Here is a 22,006-nt window from a genome sequence, read left to right on the forward strand (position 1 = left end):
TCACTAAAGTTCTGTGCCTAAGCCAATGTAGAATTGTAGCCCTTTTTTATTATCTGGCGATCGTACTGGCATTGCTAGGTCAAATTTAACTGCCCCGATAGGCGAAGCCCAACGTACACCAATTCCTGCCCCTGAATGTAGGGCTTTGCCACTGAATTTTTTATCGGATAAGCCCGTATCGTAAAAGGTCGCTGCCCACCAATCTGGGTACACTTGGTACTGATACTCAACAGAACCTGTTGCTAAATGCGATCCCCCTATTAGTTTACCTTGGTTATTTTTAGGGGAAATCTTTTTGTAACCAAAACCTCTTACGCTCATATCCCCCCCTGCAAAATAACGTAAGGAAGGTGGAATACGTTCAAATTCCGCTGATTTTAAATAGCCTATCTCTGCTCTTGCAACGATACGATGATTATCAAAATAGGTTCTTACCCACGCCGTTGAGGCTTTAAAACTGTAGAAGCTCACTTCTGAAATGAAGGCTTTATCCCCAAAATTGATCGTAACCTTCTGGCTATCCCCCCATAAAGGAAAGCGTCTGCCATCAGAACGCGTGCGATTTAGAGAGGCTGTTGGATAGAGCAAGAAGGTCTTAAATTTATCACTACCCTGCTCAAAAGCATCATAACGGGTTTTAACCCCGAAGGAAAACGCCCAGCCTGTTTCGTGGTTCCAGAAACGCTGAAAAGCAGAATATGCCCCTGTAAATTGGGTATCGTTTTGATTTTCTCGATCAAGCCCACCTGACACCTGATAGTAGTAATGAAGTGGCTGTGCTTTTACAGGCATTTTGTAACCAAACTCCACTCTCTGTTTAGGCTTAGATAAATAGCTATTTAGCTCTAAACTATGTCCACGCCCGTTTATCCAAGGTTTTTTCCAGTTAAATTGCAAACGAGGACCGACATCTGTGGCATAGCCAATACCTACTTCAATATCATTTTTCTTTTTAGGTATTAATAATATGTCTAAATCCACCTCTTTTGAGGGCTGCTTTACACTTGGTTCAACTAAAACAGATGAAAACCAGCTACTTGAAGAAAAATCGTTCGATAGTATCGATAAATCGTTCAAATAATAATAGTCACCAGACTTAATACGCAATATATTCGTGAGATATTCCTCTCGAATTTGATTGCCTTTAAACCCTATTTTGCCATAGCGGTAACGTTTCCCACTATCATAGCCCAATCGCCAATCGGCAAGATATTCCTTCGGATGGACTTCTAAACGGTGATACAACCACTGCCCATCAAAATAGCCGTTTGTTTGAGAGAGTTTTTCTATACTGCTTTTAAAGTTGTCGTAGGTTTCGTGATTAAGCACGGTTCCCATTGGCGGAACCTCTTTGGCTAATAACCGTTTAAAATCATCGTCTTGCTCGGCTTGTCCGGTGATCTTGATTTCCCGTTCATCTAATTTAACTGGCTGATCCAATTGTACATATAGCGTTAAGAGATCTTTGTTAGAAGAAGTACGAGGGGTTAGTTCAAAGCGATATTGAGTATTGTAATATCCCTTTGCTCGTAAGGCTTTATCGACAGTTTCTTGTACAAGCTGTTGGTAACGTTCTGAGCTGTCCGCATCATCGTTGCTTAACTGCGAGAGGTAAATACGCACATTTTGATAGAGATCTTTATCTTTGATCCCATCAACTTCAAGTAACACTGTTTGCTCTGCATTCGCTATACCAATTAAAACTAATAACGAACAAAAAGATAATCTTGTTTTCATCGTGTTATTCTACTTAAATTAACATAAACCTATTCCTGAGGTATCCCTCTTAATAACGGTACTGCCCGATAAGGTGCTTTAGAGGTTAAAGCAGGTTCAATCTCAAACAACATAATAAATGGTTTAACCGGTTCGACATTTTCCGTTTTCCATAAACTACTCAAACTCGCCAGCTGAATATCCGCAGGTAAATTTGCAATCCCCAGTTCAAGCACGGCGATACTGTGCTTACGAGGATGTCCAATCATAATCGCAATACCGTGTTTGCGAGCATATTGAACGGCGTGTTGAAATTGCCGTTGTACATCAGCAAACACATCACTATTATCTAAAAAAATGTGGCGTTCTAATGCATTTAACCCATAAGCTTTTGCTGTTTGATAAGCCACACTATCCCCTGCGGTTTTACTGTCTAAAAACCCCAACCCTTGCTGTGATAAGGCTTTCATCAAGTGTTGCATTGTCGTTTTATCCGCAGTCGCTTTACTACCCATATGATTATTCAAGGCAATGGCGTAAGGCACTTGCTGTTGAGCCTGATGAATTAACTCACTCACCTCGCTTTCCCCCATTCCCACTAATAATGCCCCAGCTTCAATAGGCTGTTTCACTTTGGGTTGCATAGGTAAATGGATTAAGATCTCTCGTCCTTGTTCTTTCGCTTTATTTGCTCGGACTGTGGCATAAGGTGCAGAAGGAATAATGGCAACATTGACCTCTTTGGGTAAGGCATAAATGGCATTATCTTCTTTTATTCGATAGCCAATATCATCAATAACGATCACCAATTTATTCGCATAAGCAAGCGGTGCAAAAAGCCCGAAAATTTGCAAAAGCAACAAAATAATAGACCGCTTGTTTATCCATTTGTTCATTTTACTGTACCCATTTCAAAGGATTGACCGCCACACCTTTACGGCGAATTTCAAAATAGAGAGCTGAACGACTTTGACCGCCAGAGTTTCCAACGCTTGCAATCACCTGCCCTGCTTGAACTCGCTCACCTTTACGCACATTGACTGATTGATTATAGCCATACAACGACATATCGCCTTTACCGTGTTCAATCACGACCACTTCCCCATAACCTTGCAACCAAGTTGCTAAAATCACTCGTCCACCAGCTATTGCTCTTACAGGTGTGCCTGCACTTGCTTGAATTACCACACCATTCCATTTAATTTCACCCATCTGTGTTGAGCCAAAGCGATTGATGATTTTCCCAGAAACAGGCATACGATATTTCCCAGATAAGCCATTACCTGCCCGAACTTGCTGTTTTTCAGATTCCGTTGCGCTACGACGTTCTTCCGTATTCTTTTTCTGTTCAAGTTTCGCAATATCTTGTTTTTCTTGCTGTTCAGACTCATTGCTTGCTTGTACCAACTGATTTCGCAACGCCTCTTCATTCGCTTTCAGATTTTCTAAATGACCTTGATCTTGAGCTAAACTTTTATCAATAGAACGCAATGTACTTTCACGTTCATTTTTGACTTTCTGAAGATCTTTTTCTTGCTTCTTCTGTTTATTAAGTTGCGTCTGTTGCCCTTTTTGTTGCTCTTTTAACTCATCTCGGCGAGCTTTAAGATCCGCTTGTGTGCGACGTAACTCATAGATCGCATCAATCCTCACTTGATTGATATGCTCATAATAAGCCCCCATTCGATCTGCATTTTTGGCTTCTTCGGATAACAATCTCTCTAAGACTGAAGGGTGAATACCCGAACGATAGGCAGAATCCAATTGTTCCTTAAGCTTCTCTTTTTGTACCGCTTCCTGCTTTTCTAACCGCTTGATCTCTTGTTCTGTGCGTTTAATCGATGCCCTTGTTTCAGACAAAGTCATTTCTGTTTGTTTTAAACTATTAAGGACTTTCCCCATTTCAATTTCTTGATTTTTTAATGTAGATTGCAAACTATCACGTTTTTTCTTTTGCTCATCAATTTTGTTTTTTAATGCCTGACTTTTCTGCTGAATTTTAGACAAATCACCAGCCATCGTTTCTGTAAACAGCGTTGGAACAGCATACACTAAAACAATCAGAGCAAAATATTTAATTAATTTCAAAAGAGATCCTTAATTCAGATTAATATAATGACTAGTGGTATATCTCAACCGCAGATATACCACTTATTCTCACTACAATTTTCCTTCCATCTGTGATTTCACTCGAGCAACTTCCTCATCTCTCAACACACGGCGTAAAATCTTGCCAATGTTACTTTTCGGTAGCTCATCACGGAATTCAATTTCACGAGGAATTTTATAGCCTGTTAAATGCTGGCGACAGTGATTACGTAATTCCTCACGGGTCAGACTTTCATCTTTTTTAGTCACAAAGACCTTAATACTTTCACCCGATACTTCACTTGGAATACCAACCACAACCACTTCATTCACTTTCGGATGTAATGCCACAACATCTTCGATCTCATTAGGATACACATTAAAACCAGATACAATAATCATATCTTTTTTACGATCAACAATGCGTAAATTGAGGTCTTGTCCCAGCTCAACAATATCACCTGTTGCCATCCAGCCATCTTTTAGCACTTCTGCGGTATCTTCAGGGCATTGCCAATAACCTTGCATTACTTGAGGGCCTTTTACCCATAACTCGCCACGCTCACCTATCGGTAAATCATTACCAGCATCATCAACAATACGAATGTCGGTATTTGGTACTGGCACACCAATAGATCCCGAATACTCCGTAGAATCGTTACGTGTTGCCGCAATCAATGGGGAACATTCGGTCATGCCATAACCTTCAATAATGTGGCACCCCGTTGTCTTATGCCAACGATCCGCCACCGCACGCTGAATTGCTGCACCACCGCCTACAGAGAGCTTCAAGTTAGAAAAATCAACTTCTTTCAGTTGAGGATTATTCAGTAACGCATTAAACAAAGTATTTACCCCTGTAATCGCCATCACAGGATACTTCTTCAACTCTTTCACAAAAGCTGGAATATCACGAGGGTTAGTAATTAACAACCCCGTTACACCTAGTTCGATAAATAATAAACAATTCACTGTCAAAGCAAAAAACGTGATAGAGCGGCAGAGCAATTACCCCAATTCGCTCTTGGCTTCGTTGGATTAAAGGATAGGCTACCCATTTTGCTTGAAGAATATTGGCAATCACATTGCTATGACTTAGCATTGCCCCTTTAGCCACTCCTGTTGTTCCGCCTGTATATTGAAGAAACGCCAGATCATTTTTATAGAGCGTTGGTCTTACATATTGACGCTGTTTCCCGATACTTAATGCCTCACGGAAACTGACCGCATGTGGCAATTTATATTTAGGCACCAATTTTTTCACATACTTCACAACAAAGTTGACCAGCGTACGCTTACCAAAAGAGAGCTGATCGCCCATACGGGTCAAAATAACGTGCTTCACCTGCGTATTGAACACCACTTTTTCTAAGGTTGCCGCAAAGTTTGACACGACGACAATCGCCTTAGCTCCACTATCATTCAATTGATGCTCTAATTCACGCGGTGTATAAAGCGGATTGACATTCACCACCACTAACCCTGCACGCAACGCACCAAACAACGCAATCGGATATTGCAACAAATTCGGCATCATCAACGCAATGCGTTCACCTTTCTCAAGGCGTAATTCATTTTGCAAATATGCAGCAAAAGCACGGCTACGCTCTTCCAATTTACGAAATGTAAGTACCTGGCCCATATTAATATAAGCAGGAATATCAGGGTGGCGTTGTACCGCCTTTTCAAACATCTCCACCAACGACTCGTAAGGCTCCACATCTAAGGTACGTTCAGCCTCTGCTGGATAATTATCAAACCAAATTTTTTCCATTACATCTCCTTTAAACTTTACCCAAAAATACAGGAATAAACTGAGCCTGAGATTTTTGAGCAATAGCTCTTTTAATCATAAAAAAAGTCACTGCCGTAGTACACAACACCCCAGCAGCCACCCATAATTCATTGTGAAGCCATTGCGATAAAACCAATGTTGATAACACAATCACAAATAATGGCACCGCATATAACCAAAAAACACCTTCTAACAAACTTCTCTCGGCTAACCCAATTTTCACTTTATCACCGACTTGCAAAGGCATTGCAATCACTAAATCAAATTGCGGTGCAAATTTTTCCCCCGCCAATGCAGAAAGGGCTTTTGAACCGCAATGGCTTTGAGCTACACAACCGCCACAACTAGATTTTGCTTGGCATTGCACTCTAGCAATTCCATTTTGATACTGAATAACAGTGGCTTGTTCAATCATCATTGTTTTTCACCCTGCGAGCTAAATTCAATCTCTTGCACAATATGGCGTGCCGATGCTAATGGAATTTCACCCACAATAATCACATCTTTATCCCCGATTGTCTGGCTATAAACACTGGTTTTTCCCTCACGCCAAAACTGATCTTGAAATGAAATCCCCTTATTTTGTAAGAGATATACCGTAAAAGAGAACAGACCATCACTGTATAATCGACTTTCAATCTGCTCATCTTGAGCCAGTATCTCAGACAAATTTTGTTGCCCCGAAGCCACCTGCTTAAATCCACGAGGTACCCATTTTAGTTGCCATTCTAAAGGTTTTAGTTCCGAATGTATTTTAGTTTGCAACAGCGTTGGAAGAATTAATGTACGAATCGGTTCCACAATGTACAATAATTGATCACCTACCACAGATTGAATTGTCCTAAATTGCTCTAACACATTATTATCTCTATCCAACAAGTGACTCTGCAACAGCAGATAATTTTCCTCATCAATCCACAACATATATTGATAACGGAAATCATCTCTTGGCACAATTCGAATAACCCTCGCAATACGATCTGCCACACGCATTTTCCCATTATCTAAAAATGCATAGCCATCAAGCTGAGAAAAATCACTATAAACGACCGTCGGGAAATCATCTAAAATATGGGGTGTTTTCAAACTAAACGGCTGATAATCACCAAAATAACCCACCACATTTTCCCTTAAAATCATCTCCTCTCTTATCGCATCAAGATGAAGTAATTGAGCATACTCATGCCCATTATAATAAGCATGCCGATAACGTAACGAAGTTACATCATCACCTTTTTGAAAAAGATAAAGCTGCTCATAGTTTAAAGTTTGATGAGCTTTATTCATCGCAGTCAAATAGTCTAATGGCGTAGATAACGGCTGTGCTATCCCCATTATAGAGATAAACAAGCTAATTAATAAGGCAATATATTTTTTCATAAAACACCTACACCATTTAAACAAGCGGTAATATTCTGCGGCTTTTTAGCATTACATTTGCGGAAAAGTGCGAAATATATTACCAAATATAATACTAAAATTGTAATAGTATGATTATTACTATGAACCCCATGTCCCAACATTCTCAACGCCCATATTAATGAAGATTAAAACAGCATAGATTCTTGACACATCATATCCCTGCATCTTGCAAGCAGAGTTTTACGGCACAGAGCTGATAAAAAATCCTCTTTTACACCAAAAGAGGATTTTCCTAGTACAATGAATTATTTCTTCGTCGGACGTTGCCAACCTTGAATATGGCGTTGTGGTACACGGGTAATAACCAGTTCATCAGCCGCCACATCTTTGGTGATGGTTGAACCAGCCCCAATGGTTGCACCGCTTGCGACAGTCACAGGGGCAACTAACTGAGTATCAGATCCGACAAACACATTATCACCAATGATAGTTTTAAATTTATTAGCTCCATCATAGTTACAAGTAATAGTGCCAGCGCCAATATTCACATTTGCACCAATTTCACTGTCGCCAATATAGGTTAAATGCCCCACTTTTGAACCTTCACCAATGGTAGATTTTTTGATTTCCACAAAGTTACCAACGTGAGCTTTTGCTGCCAGCTCTGTACCTGGACGCAAACGTGCGAATGGGCCAACATCAGCACTTTCGCCGATCACACTATCTTCTAAGACAGAATAAGGCTTAATCTCAACATTATCACCTAGCACCACATTTTTCAGCACACTGCCAGCCCCAATTTTAACGTTATTGCCTAACTGGATAGCACCTTCTAAAATCACATTCACATCAATAACCACATCTTTACCGTGCGTTACCGTACCTCGCAAATCAAAACGAGCAGGATCAATGATCGTCACGCCAGCCAATAACAATTTTTCCGCTTGTGCTTTTTGGTAATAACGCTCTAGTGCAGCAAGTTGCAAGCGGTTATTTGCCCCTTCAACTTCCATTAAATTTTTTGCCTGAACAGCTTCAACTTTATAACCATCACGGTTTGCCATTGCAATCACATCAGTAATGTAATACTCGCCTTGAGCATTGTTATTATCTAATTGCGATAACCATTTTTTGAAACTAGCACCACTTGCAACCATTACCCCTGTATTAATCTCTTGGATCTTTAATTGCTCAGGGTTAGCATCTTTTTGTTCCACAATCGCAACTACGGAACCATTTTCACGGATGATACGACCGTAACCCGTTGGGTTATCCAATACCACTGTTAATAACGCTATCCCATTTTCAGGTTTAGCCGCAATCAATTTCTCTAAAGTTGTCGCAGTAATCAAAGGCGCATCGCCATAAAGCATTAAAATGTTTTCATCATTGGCAAAAAATGGAGCAGCCTGTTGCATTGCGTGTCCTGTGCCTAATTGCTCCGCTTGTAAAACCCAATTTACTGGCTCTGCAGATAAGCGTTGTTGTAATAAATCACCGCCGTGACCATAAATTAAGTGAATTTGTTTTGCCGACAGCTGTTTTGCTGTATCAATCACGTGTTTTACCATCGGTTTTCCTGCAATCGGGTGCAAAACTTTTGGTAAATCTGAATACATACGAGTGCCTTTACCCGCTGCTAAAATCACAACGCTTAGTTGAGTCATATTAACTCCTTAATTAAAATAACTAGAGGATACTGAAAACTTTTACATTACTAAAACCATTCTCTTTCAAATAAAGAGCTTGCAATTTGCTCATCACACCACGCTGACAATAGAGCAGATAGATTTTCGATTGATCTAAGTTGCCGAAATGATTAGAGAGTTTATAGAACGGTAGCTCTTTGACTTCAACTCCTTCAAGGCTGAACGGTTTTTCATCCACTTCTTCAGGGCTACGAATATCCAAAATCACATCGTTTTCGCCTAATTCCGAAGTGGTTTCGACAGATACCACCTCTTTTTCCGTCTGTTGAGCAATTTCACGAATATCTAAATAATGGGCGTTTTGTACCGCTTGTTCGAGAACGTCAAAGTTGAAGTTGCCTTCTTCTTCGATAATTTTACTTTCAATCGCTTTTACTGTTGGATTTTTTGAAATCACGCCACAAAATTCCGGCATCGATTTGGCAATATCATCTGTGCCAATCTCTTTTGCCATTGCGATGATTTGCTCTTTATCGTGGGTAATCAGTGGCCGTAACACTAAAGTATCGGAAGCCTTGTCGATCAAACGTAAGTTGGTCAAGGTTTGGCTAGATACTTGCCCTAACGCCTCACCAGTCACAATCGCTTGAATATCAAAACGTTCGGCAATTTTGCTGGCAGCACGCACCATCATTCGTTTTAACACCACACCCATCTGTCCGTTATCGACTTTTTCTAAAATCTCGCCGACCACATTTTCAAAGTTGATTGCTACAAAGCGCACTTTATGGGACGAGCTGTAACGGCTCCAAATATGGTACGCCATCTGTTTCACACCGATTTCGTGTGCCGCACCGCCAAGATTGAAGAAGCAATAATGCACACGAGAACCACGGCGAATTAGCATATAACTTGATACGCCTGAGTCAAAACCGCCAGAAATCAGCGATAGCACATCTTCCTGCGTACCAATCGGATAACCGCCTAAACCTTCGTGACGAGCCTTGATGAGCAACATCTTATCCTGGTCAATATCAATACGCACCGTTACATCAGGATTAGTCAATTTCACACTTGCCGATTCGATATGCTGATTTAAGCCGCCGCCCACATAACGTTCCACATCAAGCGAGCGGAAATCGTGCTTACCTTTACGGCGAACACGCACGCAGAAGGTTTTACCCTCTAATTCCCCTTTTACTTTCGCAAGGGTATGCTCAAAAATGTCATGCATTGTGGTAAACGGCATTTCTTCTACTTCAAGAATATGATGAATACCAGGAGTGCGTTTGAGTAAACCCAGCACGAGTGGAGCTTCTTCAGCGACTTTTGCTCGCACTTCAATAAAATCCCAGTTGCGAATTACTGCCACATTTTCTGTTTCACGCAGTAACACATTACGGATATTGGAGGTTAAAATTTTGATAAAGCGTTTACGCACGGAATCGCTTTTAATCATAATTTCAGGGAAAAGTTTGATAATAAATTTCATAACTTACAATATTTGTACCTACTTCAAATAATACTTGCCTATTAATTATTTCAGCATTACTACCTCTACCTAATCACACATCACATAAGATGATCGAGGAAAGTAATGTTATATTCCATAGACATAATTAAGCACTAAACCAAACACTTATTTGTTAATTAACGATAAGAACTCTTTGCGAGTATCTCTGTCTTGCAAAAACACACCGCCGAATGCAGATGTCATTGTTTGGCTATGCGTATCTTTAACACCACGACATTTCACACAGAAATGGGTTGCTTTCACATAAACCGCCACATCTTCCGTTTCTAAAATGGTTTGAAATGCCGTTAAAATCTGCTCGGTAAAACGTTCTTGAACCTGTGGACGTTGCGCAAAAAACTGCACAACACGGTTAATTTTTGATAATCCAATAACCCAATCTTTTGGGTAATACGCCACGGCCACTTTACCATCAATTGTTACAAAGTGATGTTCACAGGTGCTGGTTAGGGTAATATCGTCCACCAAAACCATCTCGCTCACTTTCATCTGGTTTTTGATTTTTGTGATTTTTGGAAAGGTTTCATAATCTAAACCGCTAAAGATTTCGTCCATATACATTTTCGCTAAACGATGTGGCGTTTCTTCTAAACTGTCGTCGCGTAAATCCAAACCTAATAATTCAAGGACAGCACGCATATGTTGCTGGATTTCATTACGACGAGAATCTTTATCTTTCTGATGGCAAACCGTTGGGGTTTCAATCCCTTTTGCAAGAAGTGCATCACGCACACTTTGGGCTTCTGGAGAGATGTTGCTCATTGATGATCCTCTAAAAATTTAAGCGAAAGATTCTACCAAATTGCCTTAAAAATACAACGCAATCCACAAAAATCGTGTAGAATCATTCGCAATTACATCAAAAAGAGAATAATAAAATATGTATTACCATTTTAATACTCAACTTGTCGCCGATGAAAAACAATCTTTTGTGCAGCAATTACTAGATTGCAAAGATTTCAGTCAATCCAACCGCTTGTTAGGTTCATCAAAAGGGCGTGGTACAACTTGGTTTCTCAACACCGAAAAAGAACTCGGTGTAAATAGTGTGCTTCGTCATTATTATCGTGGTGGCTTATTTGGTAAGCTCGTCAAAGATCGCTATCTTTTTCAAAGCCATGAAAAAACACGAGCAATGCAAGAATTTCGTTTGCTCGCTCAGCTCTCTAAATGGCAAATTCCAGTGCCTCGGCCGATTGCAATTAGAGTGAAACGTCAATGTTGTTTCTATCAAGCGGATATTTTGTTAGAAAAAATTGCAGATACCCAAGATCTGAGCCAATATCTACAAACAAAGAGCTTAACACCAGCACAATATCAGCAGATTGGGCAACTGATTCGCCTGCTACACGATCATCAAGTTCATCACTCAGATCTCAACATTCATAATATTTTGATCGACAATCAAGGAATATTTTGGCTGATTGATTTTGATAAATGCCAAATCCAGCAAGGGAATGAATGGAAGCAAGGCAATTTGGATCGGCTATTGCGATCTTTTAATAAAGAGAAAGGAAGATTATCTATCCATTTTTACCCACAAGACTGGGAAATCCTATACCAGAGCTATATGAACAACTAAAACGCTCACTTTGACGTCCCCCATACCCAAAAGGACAGGGACGTCAACATAGTTCTCCCAAATAAGACTTCCCCTTGCAAACGCTAGACGTTTTCCATACTTAAAAACCAAAATAATATTGAAAAATTGCGTAAAACTCACCGCTTGTAAATCACTTTTATGCTACTATTCCCACCAATTTTATTTTTTAAGATGTAACTCCAATGGCAACCAAATCAAAATATCAAGATAAACAAATTGAAGCACTATTAAACGATCTTATTGTACCCCTTGAAAAACACAAAGCCCCAGTCGTTCTCTCGTTAATGGTTTTGGGGAATATGGTAACGAACATTTTAGTCACCAACGTGCAAAGCCCACAGCAACGTGAAGTGCTTGCTGAGGCATTTAGCTCTGCCTTAAAAAACTCATTAAAATCGGCGAAATAATATGTTAAATCAACTTCGCCACCTTCTTCCTGAAAATTCTCGGCAATATCGAGAAGAGATCTCACAACGTATTAGTTGGGGTCACTGGTTTGCGTTATTTAATATCGTTGTGGCGTTGCTGATTTCCTCTCGCTATGCCTTTAATGCCGACTGGCCAAACACCCTTTTCGGCAAGCTCTATTTTTTTATTAGCTTATTTGGGCATTTTAGCTTTGTCGTCTTTGCACTATATCTGCTGTTGCTCTTTCCCCTGAGCTTTCTGATTAAAAATAACCGAGCTTTCCGTAGTATTTCAGTGATATTTGCCACTGTCGGAATGACGATCCTATTAGTTGATACCGAAGTCTTTAAGCGTTTTTACCTCCATTTGTCACCGCTTGTTTGGGATCTATTAGTCAATCCTAACGACGACGGCGAACTGACACGCCAATGGCAATTGCCTTTTGTGCCAATGCCACTCATTTTATTAGCAGAAATGCTTTACTCTCGTTGGTGTTGGAATAAGCTCCGTAGTTTCAATCGTCAGAAGTGGGGAAAATATGTTGCAATACTGTTTCTAACTTGCTTCACAGCTACCCATTTACTCTATGCGTGGGCGGATATGACCCTATATCGCCCGATTACCGCCCAAAAAGCAAACTATCCGCTTTCCTACCCAATGACTGCGCGTAGTTTCCTTGAAAAACACGGACTTATCGACCGAGCAGTATTAGAACAGCAGATCGAAGAAAGCGGCCGGTTAGACACCTTTTATCTCAACTACCCACGCAAAGCCTTGCAATTTGTTGAACCACAGCATAAGCCTAATGTACTTTTCATTAATCTCTCTGGCTTAAAAAATGAAGCGATTACCGCAGAAACAATGCCATCGCTTTACCAAGTCAGCCAAAATGCTCGCCGTTTCACCCAACATTACAACAGCAGTGATAGTCTAAGCGGTAGCGTCGTTGGACTATTTTACGGATTAAGTGGACGCTATTTAGACGCAATTTTGAACGAAAAAGCCCCTTCGCTACTGATCGCTCGTTTACAACAGCTAAACTACCAATTTGGGCTATTTTCACACAACAGCTTTGCAGAACCTATTTACCACAGAGCCTTATTTACCCATTTCAAATTACCTAAAACAAAAAGCAATCTTGAAGCCATTGAGAAATGGAAAAACTGGATCGGCAAACGTAGCGACAAAGCATTTTTTAGCTATCTAGATCTACAACTTCCAGCAGGGATAGACTATGCCCAACAAAGCAAAAGTTTAGATTGGCAATTCAATGAAATTTGGCAAACTCTTGAACAACAAGGCTTAACCCAAAGTACTTTAGTTGTAATTACCTCTGATATTGCTGAACAAGCGGTCACTAGCGACAACAGTTTTGCACAAGCTCGGATCCAAGTACCAATGCTTATCTACTGGCAAGGTGATAACCGCACCTATAGCTTACCTTCTAGCCATTTAGACATAGCTCCAACACTGTTAAGCCAGTTCTTCGGGGTAACATCGCCAATTAGCGATTATGCACAAGGTATTGATTTAACGAAAGAAAATAGCCGAAAATGGCTTCTAGCCTCAAACTATAAATGGAATGTAGCGATAATGCCAAATGGCGAGCAATTTCATATTAACCGTAAAGGCGATTTTGAACATTTTGATCTACAAGGCGAAAAACAGACTAGCCGTCCGCCACTCGCCCTGTTTTTACAACTTATTCAACAAAGTAATCTATTTATTGAAAAATAAATCAAAGGGCTAAGTATCGTATTCCACCAGACTTAGCCCTCTACCTTTATCTATGTCTTTCTACCCACTTGCCATCAAGGTAATCCACAATCCATTTGGTTGCCTTGCCGTTTTTCTCAGAGGTCACATACTGACGTTTTTCTTTACGGCTAAAGCGGATAATGGCTTCATTGCCTTCAGGGTCTTGTTGTGGTGCGTCTGCAAGGTATTGCAGTTTTTCAGGCAAACGATCACGGTATAAGGCTAATTCTGCCACTTTCGGAGCGCGTGTTTCACGGGATTTCGGGAAGTTGTGTGCCGACATAAACACACCACTTGCGCCATCTCGTAGCACAAAATAAGCGTCCGATTTTTCGCATTTTAACTCAGGGAATGCCACTGGTTCTTCTCGTGGGGGGGCGACTTCGCCATTTTTGAGAATTTTGCGAGTGTTGTCACAGTTGGTACAGCCCATATATTTGCCGAAACGCCCAAGTTTTAAGTGCATATCCGAACCGCATTTGTCACATTCGACAATCGGGCCGTCATAGCCTTTAATTTTGAAAGAACCTTCTTCGATCACATAGCCGTCGCAGTTCGGGTTATTTCCGCAAATGTGAATTTTACGTTGTGGATCGATCACATAGCTGTCCATTGCCGTATCACATTTCGGGCAACGTTTGCGTTTCATTAATGCGTTCGTTTCCGAATCTTCGTCTAACACATTCAGCAATTCCGCTTCTGGAATTAAGTTCATCGTGGTTTTGCAACGCTCTTTTGGCGACAAGGCATAGCCTGTACAACCTAAGAACACGCCTGTGCTTGCGGTGCGGATCGCCATTTGGCGTTGGCAAGTCGGGCAGTGAATATCCGTTGCTACTAAATTATTCGGACGCATTCCACCTTCAAGTTCATCAAGCTCTGCGGTAGTTAATTTTTCTGAGAAATCGGCAAAGAAGCGGTTTAATTCGACTTTCCAGTTGCTATTGCCCGACGCAATTTGGTCGAGAGTATCTTCCATATTTGCTGTAAAATCGTAGTTCATTAAATCGCTAAAGGCTTCGTTTAAGCGATCTGTTACGATCTCGCCCATTTTCTCTGCATAGAAACGGCGGTTTTCTACTCGCACATAGCCACGCTCTTGAATGGTTGAGATAATTGCTGCATAGGTTGATGGACGACCGATCCCACGTTTTTCCAACTCTTTCACCAACGCCGCTTCGCTATAACGTGCTGGCGGTTTGGTAAAGTGTTGGCTAGGTTCAACGGCGTTCAGTTTCAAGGTTTCATTCAAACTAACTTCTGGCAACTCTTGATCTTCCGCTGTTTTGCCTTGAATTGGCAGTACTTTTGTCCAACCGTCAAAACGTAATACACGCCCTTTGGTTTTGAGTTCGTAATCCCCTGCCGTTACCGTTAAACTAGTTGAGTCATATTCCGCTGGAGTCATTTGGCAAGCAAGGAATTGTCGCCAAATCAAGTCATATAGGCGTTCTGCATCTTTTTCCATACCGCTTAGATCTTGCATTTTCACCATCACATCAGACGGACGAATGGCTTCGTGAGCCTCTTGCGCTTTCTCTTTGCTGGCATAAAAATTCGGTTTTTCAGGCAAATAACGCTCACCAAATTGCTTTTCGATATAGCTACGAGCCATCGTCAGTGCATCTTGGCTCAAGTTAGTTGAGTCGGTACGCATATAGGTGATGTAGCCAGCTTCATACAGACGCTGTGCCAACATCATTGTTTTCTTCACGCTAAAACCTAAACGGGTACTTGCCGTTTGTTGTAAAGTGGAAGTGATAAACGGCGCTTTCGCTCTTGATGAAGTTGGTTTTTTATCAATTTCAGTGACGATAAATGCAGAATTTTGCAAAGATTTTACCGCTTGTTCTGCTTCTTTTTGGTTTTTCGCTGAGAATTTTTTGCCTTTATGCTGTACAAGTTCTAAAGCGAGATCGCCTTTTTTCGCAGACGTTTTGGCTAAAATATCCCAAAACTCTTCAGGCTGGAACGCCTTGATTTCACGTTCACGCTCAACCAACAATTTCACCGCCACAGACTGCACACGCCCAGCCGATAAGCCACGAGCCACTTTTTTCCAGAGCAACGGCGACACCATAAAGCCCACCACACGATCTAAGAAACGGCGTGTTTGTTGAGCATTTACTCTATCCATATTGAGCTGTTCAGGCTTTTCAAAGGCTTGTTTGATCGCATTTTTGGTAATTTCATTGAACACCACACGGCTAAAACGCTCGTTCTCACCGCCAATCACCTCGCGCAAATGCCACGCAATCGCCTCCCCTTCTCTATCCAAGTCGGTGGCGAGATAAATATGATCAGCTTTCTTGGCAAGGGATTTCAGCTCTGAAACCACTTTTTCTTTACCTGGTAAAATTTGGTAAGTTGCATTCCAGTCGTGATAAGGATCCACGCCCATACGCTTCACTAAAGCGGTACGTTCTTTCTCTGATTTTACTAAGGCTTTTTGTTCTGCCGTCATACCTTTAGTCGAAACCGCTTTAGCTTTTTCGGTTTTTTCCTCTTTTTCTGCACCGCTTGTTGGTAAATCACGGATATGTCCGACACTTGATTTCACCACAAAGTCACTGCCTAGATATTTATTAATTGTTTTAGCTTTAGCTGGCGACTCGACAATTACTAATGATTTTCCCATTGAGAATACCTAAATTAAATAATAATATAAATAATATTGAAATTATTTCTTAAAAGTAAATATTAAAATTGAATTGCATCAAAATTTTTGTAACAATAGCAAGCATTTCCCTAAAAGACAATATCAAGCTAACATCTATGGATAAACTCAAGGCAATAAACCTATTTTGTAAAGTCATTGAAACCCAAAGTTTTACCCAAGCGGCACAACAAGAGCAGATTTCTCTTGCAATGGCGAGTAAACTGGTTGCTCAATTAGAAGAACACCTCAACGTTCGCTTATTACAACGTACCACACGCCGTATCAGTCCAACGGAAGCAGGTTTACTTTTTTACCAACGCTGTCAGCCCATTTTAAACGAACTCAAAGATGCTGAAGCCTGTGTAACGAACATTACCTCAACACTACAAGGGAAGCTCACAATGTCGTTGCCGATGGATTTTGGCTCCCGTTTTGTTGCCCCACATTTACACCGTTTTACCGAAACCTATCCACATCTGCAACTTAATTTAGAATTTAGCGACCGACGTGTTGATATCGTCGCGGAAGGATACGACCTCGTTTTGCGTATCGGGAAGCTCGAAGACAGTTCTATCGTGGCAAAACGGATCGCCCAAGCCCAACATTTCATTGTTGCCTCCCCTCGCTATTTGGAAAAATTTGGTGCGCCACAAACCGCTTTAGAGTTACAGCAACATCAATGTCTGCTCTATGAAAGCCAAACATTATGGCAATTTAATGAAAACGGTCATAAAATTAAATTTAAACCACAAAGTCAAGTTTATAGTAATAATGGCTATGCTCTTGTGCAAATGGCAAAAGCTGGACACGGGATCATTAATATCCCTAAATTTTTACTTAAAGATGAGCTTGCCTCTGGTGAACTGATACCGATTTTACCTCATCTTGAACAAGAGTTATCAGATATTAGTTTACTCTACCCAAATCGCCGTTATCTTTCCCCTAAAGTTAAAGTGACGATTGAATTTTTTAGTCAGCTTATGCAAGAACAGAAAATACACCTCTAACAGACTTAACCAGCACCATCCTATTAAAAACCACACAAAGAATCAAAGGCTGCCATCAATACACTTGAAGGCAGCCTTTATTATTAATATTTACTCAGATATTTAATATCTTACCACTGTAATGCAATACCTGCACCAGCATTGTATTTGCCTTGCGAAGTTGCACCTGCAGAAACTTTAAGAATCACACGACCATTATCAGACATTCTTGAGAATCCAACAGCAACTGCATTTTGTCCCTCGAAAGTACCAATACCAGCACCCAATGTGCTTTTACCTGGTAAAGTCACTTGTGGAATATTGCTCATAGCCGTTGTTGCAGCAATACCCGCACGAAGTTGACGACCTTCGCTCTCTAACTTCGCACCCAATCTATAGGCAACATTATACAACTGGCTACCATTAATCGCATCGGTTGAAGTAGAAGAAATTTCCCCTGTTGCAACATTTTGGATACGGCGCTCATCACCTGCAGCACCTACGGAAACCACACCGTTTGCGGTTGCACCAGCGAAGCCATCATAAATCATGTTACCCACCGTTACACTTGATACTGTACCAGTCGATCCTGCTGTAGTCGTTGAACCTCTAGAACCATCTTGTTTCCAGTTTTTGAGAGAGCCTGTTTGACTACCATCACCAGCTGTAGCCGTCGTATTGTTACCTAAATAAACGGAATTCTCAACCGTCCCTTCAGGAGTTGCAGACATCCAAGTTAATGCACCATTACTATCACGCTTATTATTCACATTATTACCAAGAACAAAGGTATTGCTTGATGTAATTACATTATCATTACCGAATGCATAGCTTCCATCAATGCCTTTATAGATTGGATTACCTGCACTGTCAGTACCAATTTGAACACCACGAATGATATTCGGGTCACCAAACGCACCTGATTTATTCGCAATTACTTGGTTACCAGTACCGATAGCAATTGAGTTTTTACCCGATGCGGTTGCACCTTTACCTATAGCTAATGCATTATCACCTGCCGCAACAGCTTTATAACCTACAGCTGTTGCATAAGTACCTGAAGCACTTGAGTCAATATCGTTAGATGCTTGGTTAATAGGCTCTGCTACACCATCATTTGTATGGAAGAACTTGATACCTTGTTCGTTCATATTATGAATCGCAGTAATCACAGAGTTTGTAACAAACTCAGTTTGACCTTTCACGTTGTAAGTGGTAAGTGTGTACTCTTTAGCTTGTACAATCTCGTTACCATCAGCATCCAATTCAGGATTGCCATTCTTATCGCGTTTAACTTCAGTAATGACTGAACCATCTTTGTCCTTAGCATAGGTTACTGTAGAACCATCTTTTTTCTGTTCAACTTGGTTACCATTGGTTAAAGCGTAAACTTGGCGACCATTCACTGCATCAGTACTATTCGGTGAAATATCACCATCAGCAATACCACTCAATTTCACACGAGGATCAACTTTCTCTTTATATTTCTGGAGATTGCCATCCTTATCATAAATAGGTTGTTTGGTCACTGGATCCCATTTAACAAACTCTTCCTCGACTTTCTCTCCTGCACCAGTAAGGTTGATTGTATTCTTATCACCAGTCATTGTCGCAGTGCCTAAAGTCACAGAATTTAAGTTCGTTAAATCCTTAGCACCTGTAGGATCTTGTGGACCCACTGGACCTTGCTCTCCTTTAGGACCTTCTGGGCCTGTATCGCCTTTCGGACCTGTTGGACCCGCAGGACCTGTCGGACCAACTGGACCCTCAGGACCTGTTGCACCAGCAGGGCCCTGAGGACCTGCTGGACCAGCTTCACCTCTTGGTCCTTGATCACCCTGTTCACCTTTATCACCCTTAGGTCCTGCTGGACCTATAGGACCTGGTTCACCCTTAGCACCTGCAGGACCTTGTGGACCCATTGGACCAACTTCACCTCTATCGCCCTTAGGACCAGCTACTCCTGGAATCCCTTGTTCACCTCTAGGACCTTGTTCACCCTGAGCCCCTGCTGGACCCGCAGGGCCTGTCTCTCCTTTTGGACCAGTATCCCCTTTCGGACCTTGCTCGCCTCGCTCTCCCACTGGACCTTGATCACCCTTAGCACCTGCTGGACCCGCAGGACCTGTCGGACCAGTTTCACCTTGTGGTCCCGCATCACCTTTATCACCCTTAGGTCCTATTGCACCAGCAGGGCCCTGAGGACCTGCTGGACCCGCAGGACCTGTCTCTCCTTTTGGACCAGTATCCCCTTTCGGACCTTGCTCTCCTCTAGGACCTTCTGGGCCTGCATCCCCTTTCGGACCGCGCTCACCTGGTGCACCTTGTGCTCCTGTTTCTCCTCGATCACCCTGTTCACCTTTATCACCTCTATCGCCCTTAGGACCAGCTACTCCTGGAGTCCCTTGTTCACCTCTAGGACCTTGTGGACCCTCTGGACCCGCAGGGCCAGTGTCGCCTTTTTCTCCCCTAGCACCAGCAGGACCCATCGGACCTGTCGCACCAGTTTCACCTTGTGGTCCCGCATCACCTTTATCACCCTTAGGTCCTATTGCACCAGCAGGGCCCTGAGGACCTGCTGGACCCGCAGGACCTGTCTCTCCTTTTGGACCAGTATCCCCTTTCGGACCGCGCTCACCTGGTGCACCTTGTGCTCCTGTTGGACCCGCTGGTCCTTGTTCTCCTCGTTCACCTCTAGGACCTTGCTCACCCTTAGCACCTTGTGGACCAACTGGACCCACTGGACCCGCAGGACCTGCTGGACCAGTTTCACCTTTTAGTCCCTGATCACCCTGTTCACCTTTGTCACCTTTAGGACCCTTTTCACCTCTAGGACCTGCTGGACCCATTGCACCTGCAGGACCTGTCTCTCCTCTTGGACCAGCATCCCCTTTCGGACCTGGATCACCTTTAGGACCCGCAGGGCCCCGAGGACCTGCTGGACCCGCATCCCCTTTCGGACCTTGCTCACCCTTAGCACCTGCAAGACCTTGTTCACCTCTAGGACCTTGTGGACCCATTGGACCTGGTGCACCTTGTGGTCCTGTTGGACCCGCTGGTCCTTGTTCTCCTCGTTCACCTCTAGGACCTGGTTCACCCCGCTCTCCTCTAGGACCTTCTGGGCCTGCAGGACCGCGCTCACCTGCAGGACCTGCTTCACCTCTTTGTCCTTGTTCACCCCGAGGACCTGCTGGGCCCGTAGGACCTGCTGGACCTACTGGACCCGCGGGACCCATTGCACCTGCTGGACCTGCTTCACCTTTCGGACCAGCTTCACCTCTATCGCCCTTAGGACCAGCTACTCCTGGAGCCCCTGCTGGACCCGCAGGACCGCGCTCACCTCGCTCTCCCGCAGGACCTGGATCACCCTTAGCACCTTGTGGACCTGCTGGACCAACTGCACCCGCAGGACCTACTGGACCTGCTGGGCCCGCAGGACCGCGCTCACCTGTTTCTCCTCGCTCACCCTTAGCACCTTGTGGACCTACTGGACCTGCTGGACCTGGTGCACCTTGTGGTCCTGTTGGACCCGCTAGTCCTGGTTCTCCTCGTTCACCTCTAGGACCTGTTTCACCAGCAGGGCCCCGAGGACCAACTGGACCCGCAGGACCTGCTGGACCAGCATCCCCTTTCGGACCTTGCAGACCAGCATCCCCTTTCTGACCTGGATCACCTTTAGGACCCCTAGGTCCTGCTGGACCTGTTTGTCCTGTTGCACCCGCAGGACCAACTGGACCCTCTTTCCCTTGCGGTCCTTGTGGACCCATTGGACCTGGTGCTCCTGGTTCTCCTCGTTCACCTCTAGGACCTGTTTCACCAGCAGGGCCCCGAGGACCAACTGGACCCACTGGGCCCGCAGGACCAGCATCCCCTTTCAGACCTTGCTCACCTGCAGGACCCACAGGGCCCCGAGGACCTGCTGGACCCATCGGACCTGTTGCACCCGCAGGACCGCGCTCTCCCGCAGGACCTGCTTCACCCCGAGCCCCTGCTGGACCCGGAGGACCCATCGGACCTATTGGTCCCTGATCACCCTGTTCACCTTTAGGACCCTTTTCACCTCTAGGACCTGCTGGACCTGGTACACCTTGTAGTCCTTGTTCTCCTTGTTCTCCTCGTTCACCTCTAGGACCTGTTTCACCAGCAGGGCCCCGAGGACCTGCTGGACCCGCAGGACCAGCATCCCCTTTCGGACCTTGATCACCTTTAGGACCCCTAGGTCCTGCTGGACCTGTTTGTCCTGTTGGACCCGCAGGACCTGTCGGACCTGGTTCACCCCGCTCTCCCCTTGGACCCGGAGGACCCATCGGACCTGTTGCACCCGCAGGACCTGGTTCACCCTTAGCACCTTGTGGACCCATTGGACCTGGATCACCTTGTGGTCCTCGTTCTCCTCGTTCTCCTCGTTCACCTCTAGGGCCCGCAGGACCTGGTGCACCATCTCTACC

Annotated in this window: 14 protein-coding genes and 1 pseudogene; 4 read left to right on the forward strand and 11 right to left on the reverse strand. The window is 43.2% G+C overall.

Translation table 11 applies throughout. The features are described 5' to 3' along the window. Nucleotides 1–3: 3 nt before the first annotated feature. The 9 genes and pseudogenes from tamA to folE all read right to left on the reverse strand — a co-directional run bounded on the left by tamA (nt 4) and on the right by folE (nt 10,906). On the reverse strand, nt 4–1,737 hold the full coding sequence (gene tamA, locus B0183_RS00340; protein WP_078208160.1) for an autotransporter assembly complex protein TamA: 1,734 nt from the start codon (nt 1,735–1,737) through the stop codon (nt 4–6). A gap of 29 nt (nt 1,738–1,766) precedes the next feature. Continuing rightward, nucleotides 1,767–2,612 carry a divergent polysaccharide deacetylase family protein gene (locus tag B0183_RS00345; RefSeq protein WP_021109424.1) on the reverse strand — a complete coding sequence of 282 codons (846 nt, stop codon included), beginning with the start codon at nt 2,610–2,612 and terminating at the stop codon, nt 1,767–1,769. Between the two features lies 1 nt (nt 2,613). Beyond that, nucleotides 2,614–3,804 carry a murein hydrolase activator EnvC gene (gene envC, locus B0183_RS00350; protein WP_021112260.1) on the reverse strand — a complete coding sequence of 397 codons (1,191 nt, stop codon included), beginning with the start codon at nt 3,802–3,804 and terminating at the stop codon, nt 2,614–2,616. A gap of 72 nt (nt 3,805–3,876) precedes the next feature. Next, nucleotides 3,877–5,578: pseudogene (fadD, locus tag B0183_RS00355) on the reverse strand (long-chain-fatty-acid--CoA ligase FadD). A 10-nt stretch (nt 5,579–5,588) separates the two neighbouring features. Next, nucleotides 5,589–6,017, reverse strand: a complete 429-nt coding sequence (locus B0183_RS00360; RefSeq protein ID WP_021110597.1) for a SoxR reducing system RseC family protein — start codon at nt 6,015–6,017, stop codon at nt 5,589–5,591. Then, on the reverse strand, nt 6,014–6,979 hold the full coding sequence (locus B0183_RS00365; protein WP_078208161.1) for a MucB/RseB C-terminal domain-containing protein: 966 nt from the start codon (nt 6,977–6,979) through the stop codon (nt 6,014–6,016). Before B0183_RS00365 ends, B0183_RS00360 begins: the two co-directional genes overlap by 4 nt. A 287-nt stretch (nt 6,980–7,266) precedes the next feature. Further along, complete coding sequence (gene glmU / locus B0183_RS00370; RefSeq protein ID WP_078208162.1) at nt 7,267–8,628, reverse strand: bifunctional UDP-N-acetylglucosamine diphosphorylase/glucosamine-1-phosphate N-acetyltransferase GlmU; 1,362 nt, start codon at nt 8,626–8,628, stop codon at nt 7,267–7,269. A gap of 22 nt (nt 8,629–8,650) precedes the next feature. Beyond that, nucleotides 8,651–10,102 (reverse strand): tRNA uracil 4-sulfurtransferase ThiI, encoded by a 1,452-nt coding sequence (thiI, locus tag B0183_RS00375; protein ID WP_021114795.1) that lies wholly within the window; start codon nt 10,100–10,102, stop codon nt 8,651–8,653. Nucleotides 10,103–10,249: 147 nt separating this feature from the next. Further along, nucleotides 10,250–10,906, reverse strand: coding sequence for a GTP cyclohydrolase I FolE (gene folE, locus B0183_RS00380; protein ID WP_021110593.1), 657 nt, complete (start codon nt 10,904–10,906; stop codon nt 10,250–10,252). A gap of 118 nt (nt 10,907–11,024) precedes the next feature. On the opposite strand from folE, the gene B0183_RS00385 reads away from it, so the two are divergent. The 3 genes from B0183_RS00385 to B0183_RS00395 all read left to right on the forward strand — a co-directional run bounded on the left by B0183_RS00385 (nt 11,025) and on the right by B0183_RS00395 (nt 13,892). Beyond that, nucleotides 11,025–11,726, forward strand: coding sequence for a 3-deoxy-D-manno-octulosonic acid kinase (locus B0183_RS00385; RefSeq protein ID WP_021110592.1), 702 nt, complete (start codon nt 11,025–11,027; stop codon nt 11,724–11,726). Nucleotides 11,727–11,929: 203 nt separating this feature from the next. Beyond that, entirely contained in the window at nt 11,930–12,154 is a 225-nt protein-coding gene (locus tag B0183_RS00390; RefSeq protein WP_078208163.1) for a YejL family protein, read from the forward strand. Nucleotide 12,155: 1 nt separating this feature from the next. Further along, nucleotides 12,156–13,892 carry a DUF3413 domain-containing protein gene (locus B0183_RS00395; protein ID WP_078208164.1) on the forward strand — a complete coding sequence of 579 codons (1,737 nt, stop codon included), beginning with the start codon at nt 12,156–12,158 and terminating at the stop codon, nt 13,890–13,892. Between the two features lie 46 nt (nt 13,893–13,938). On the opposite strand, the gene topA is transcribed toward B0183_RS00395, so the two are convergent. Continuing rightward, complete coding sequence (topA, locus tag B0183_RS00400) at nt 13,939–16,551, reverse strand: type I DNA topoisomerase (RefSeq protein WP_078208165.1); 2,613 nt, start codon at nt 16,549–16,551, stop codon at nt 13,939–13,941. 137 nt (nt 16,552–16,688) lie between these two features. On the opposite strand from topA, the gene B0183_RS00405 reads away from it, so the two are divergent. Further along, complete coding sequence (locus B0183_RS00405) at nt 16,689–17,579, forward strand: LysR family transcriptional regulator (protein ID WP_021112293.1); 891 nt, start codon at nt 16,689–16,691, stop codon at nt 17,577–17,579. 110 nt (nt 17,580–17,689) lie between these two features. Here the strand turns inward: B0183_RS00405 and B0183_RS12900 are convergent. Further along, a partial coding sequence (locus B0183_RS12900; protein WP_165688504.1) for a YadA-like family protein occupies nt 17,690–22,006 on the reverse strand: 4,317 nt, incomplete at its 5' end.

It is taken from the genome of Glaesserella parasuis (assembly GCF_002015085.1).
Lineage (GTDB): Bacteria > Pseudomonadota > Gammaproteobacteria > Enterobacterales > Pasteurellaceae > Glaesserella > Glaesserella parasuis.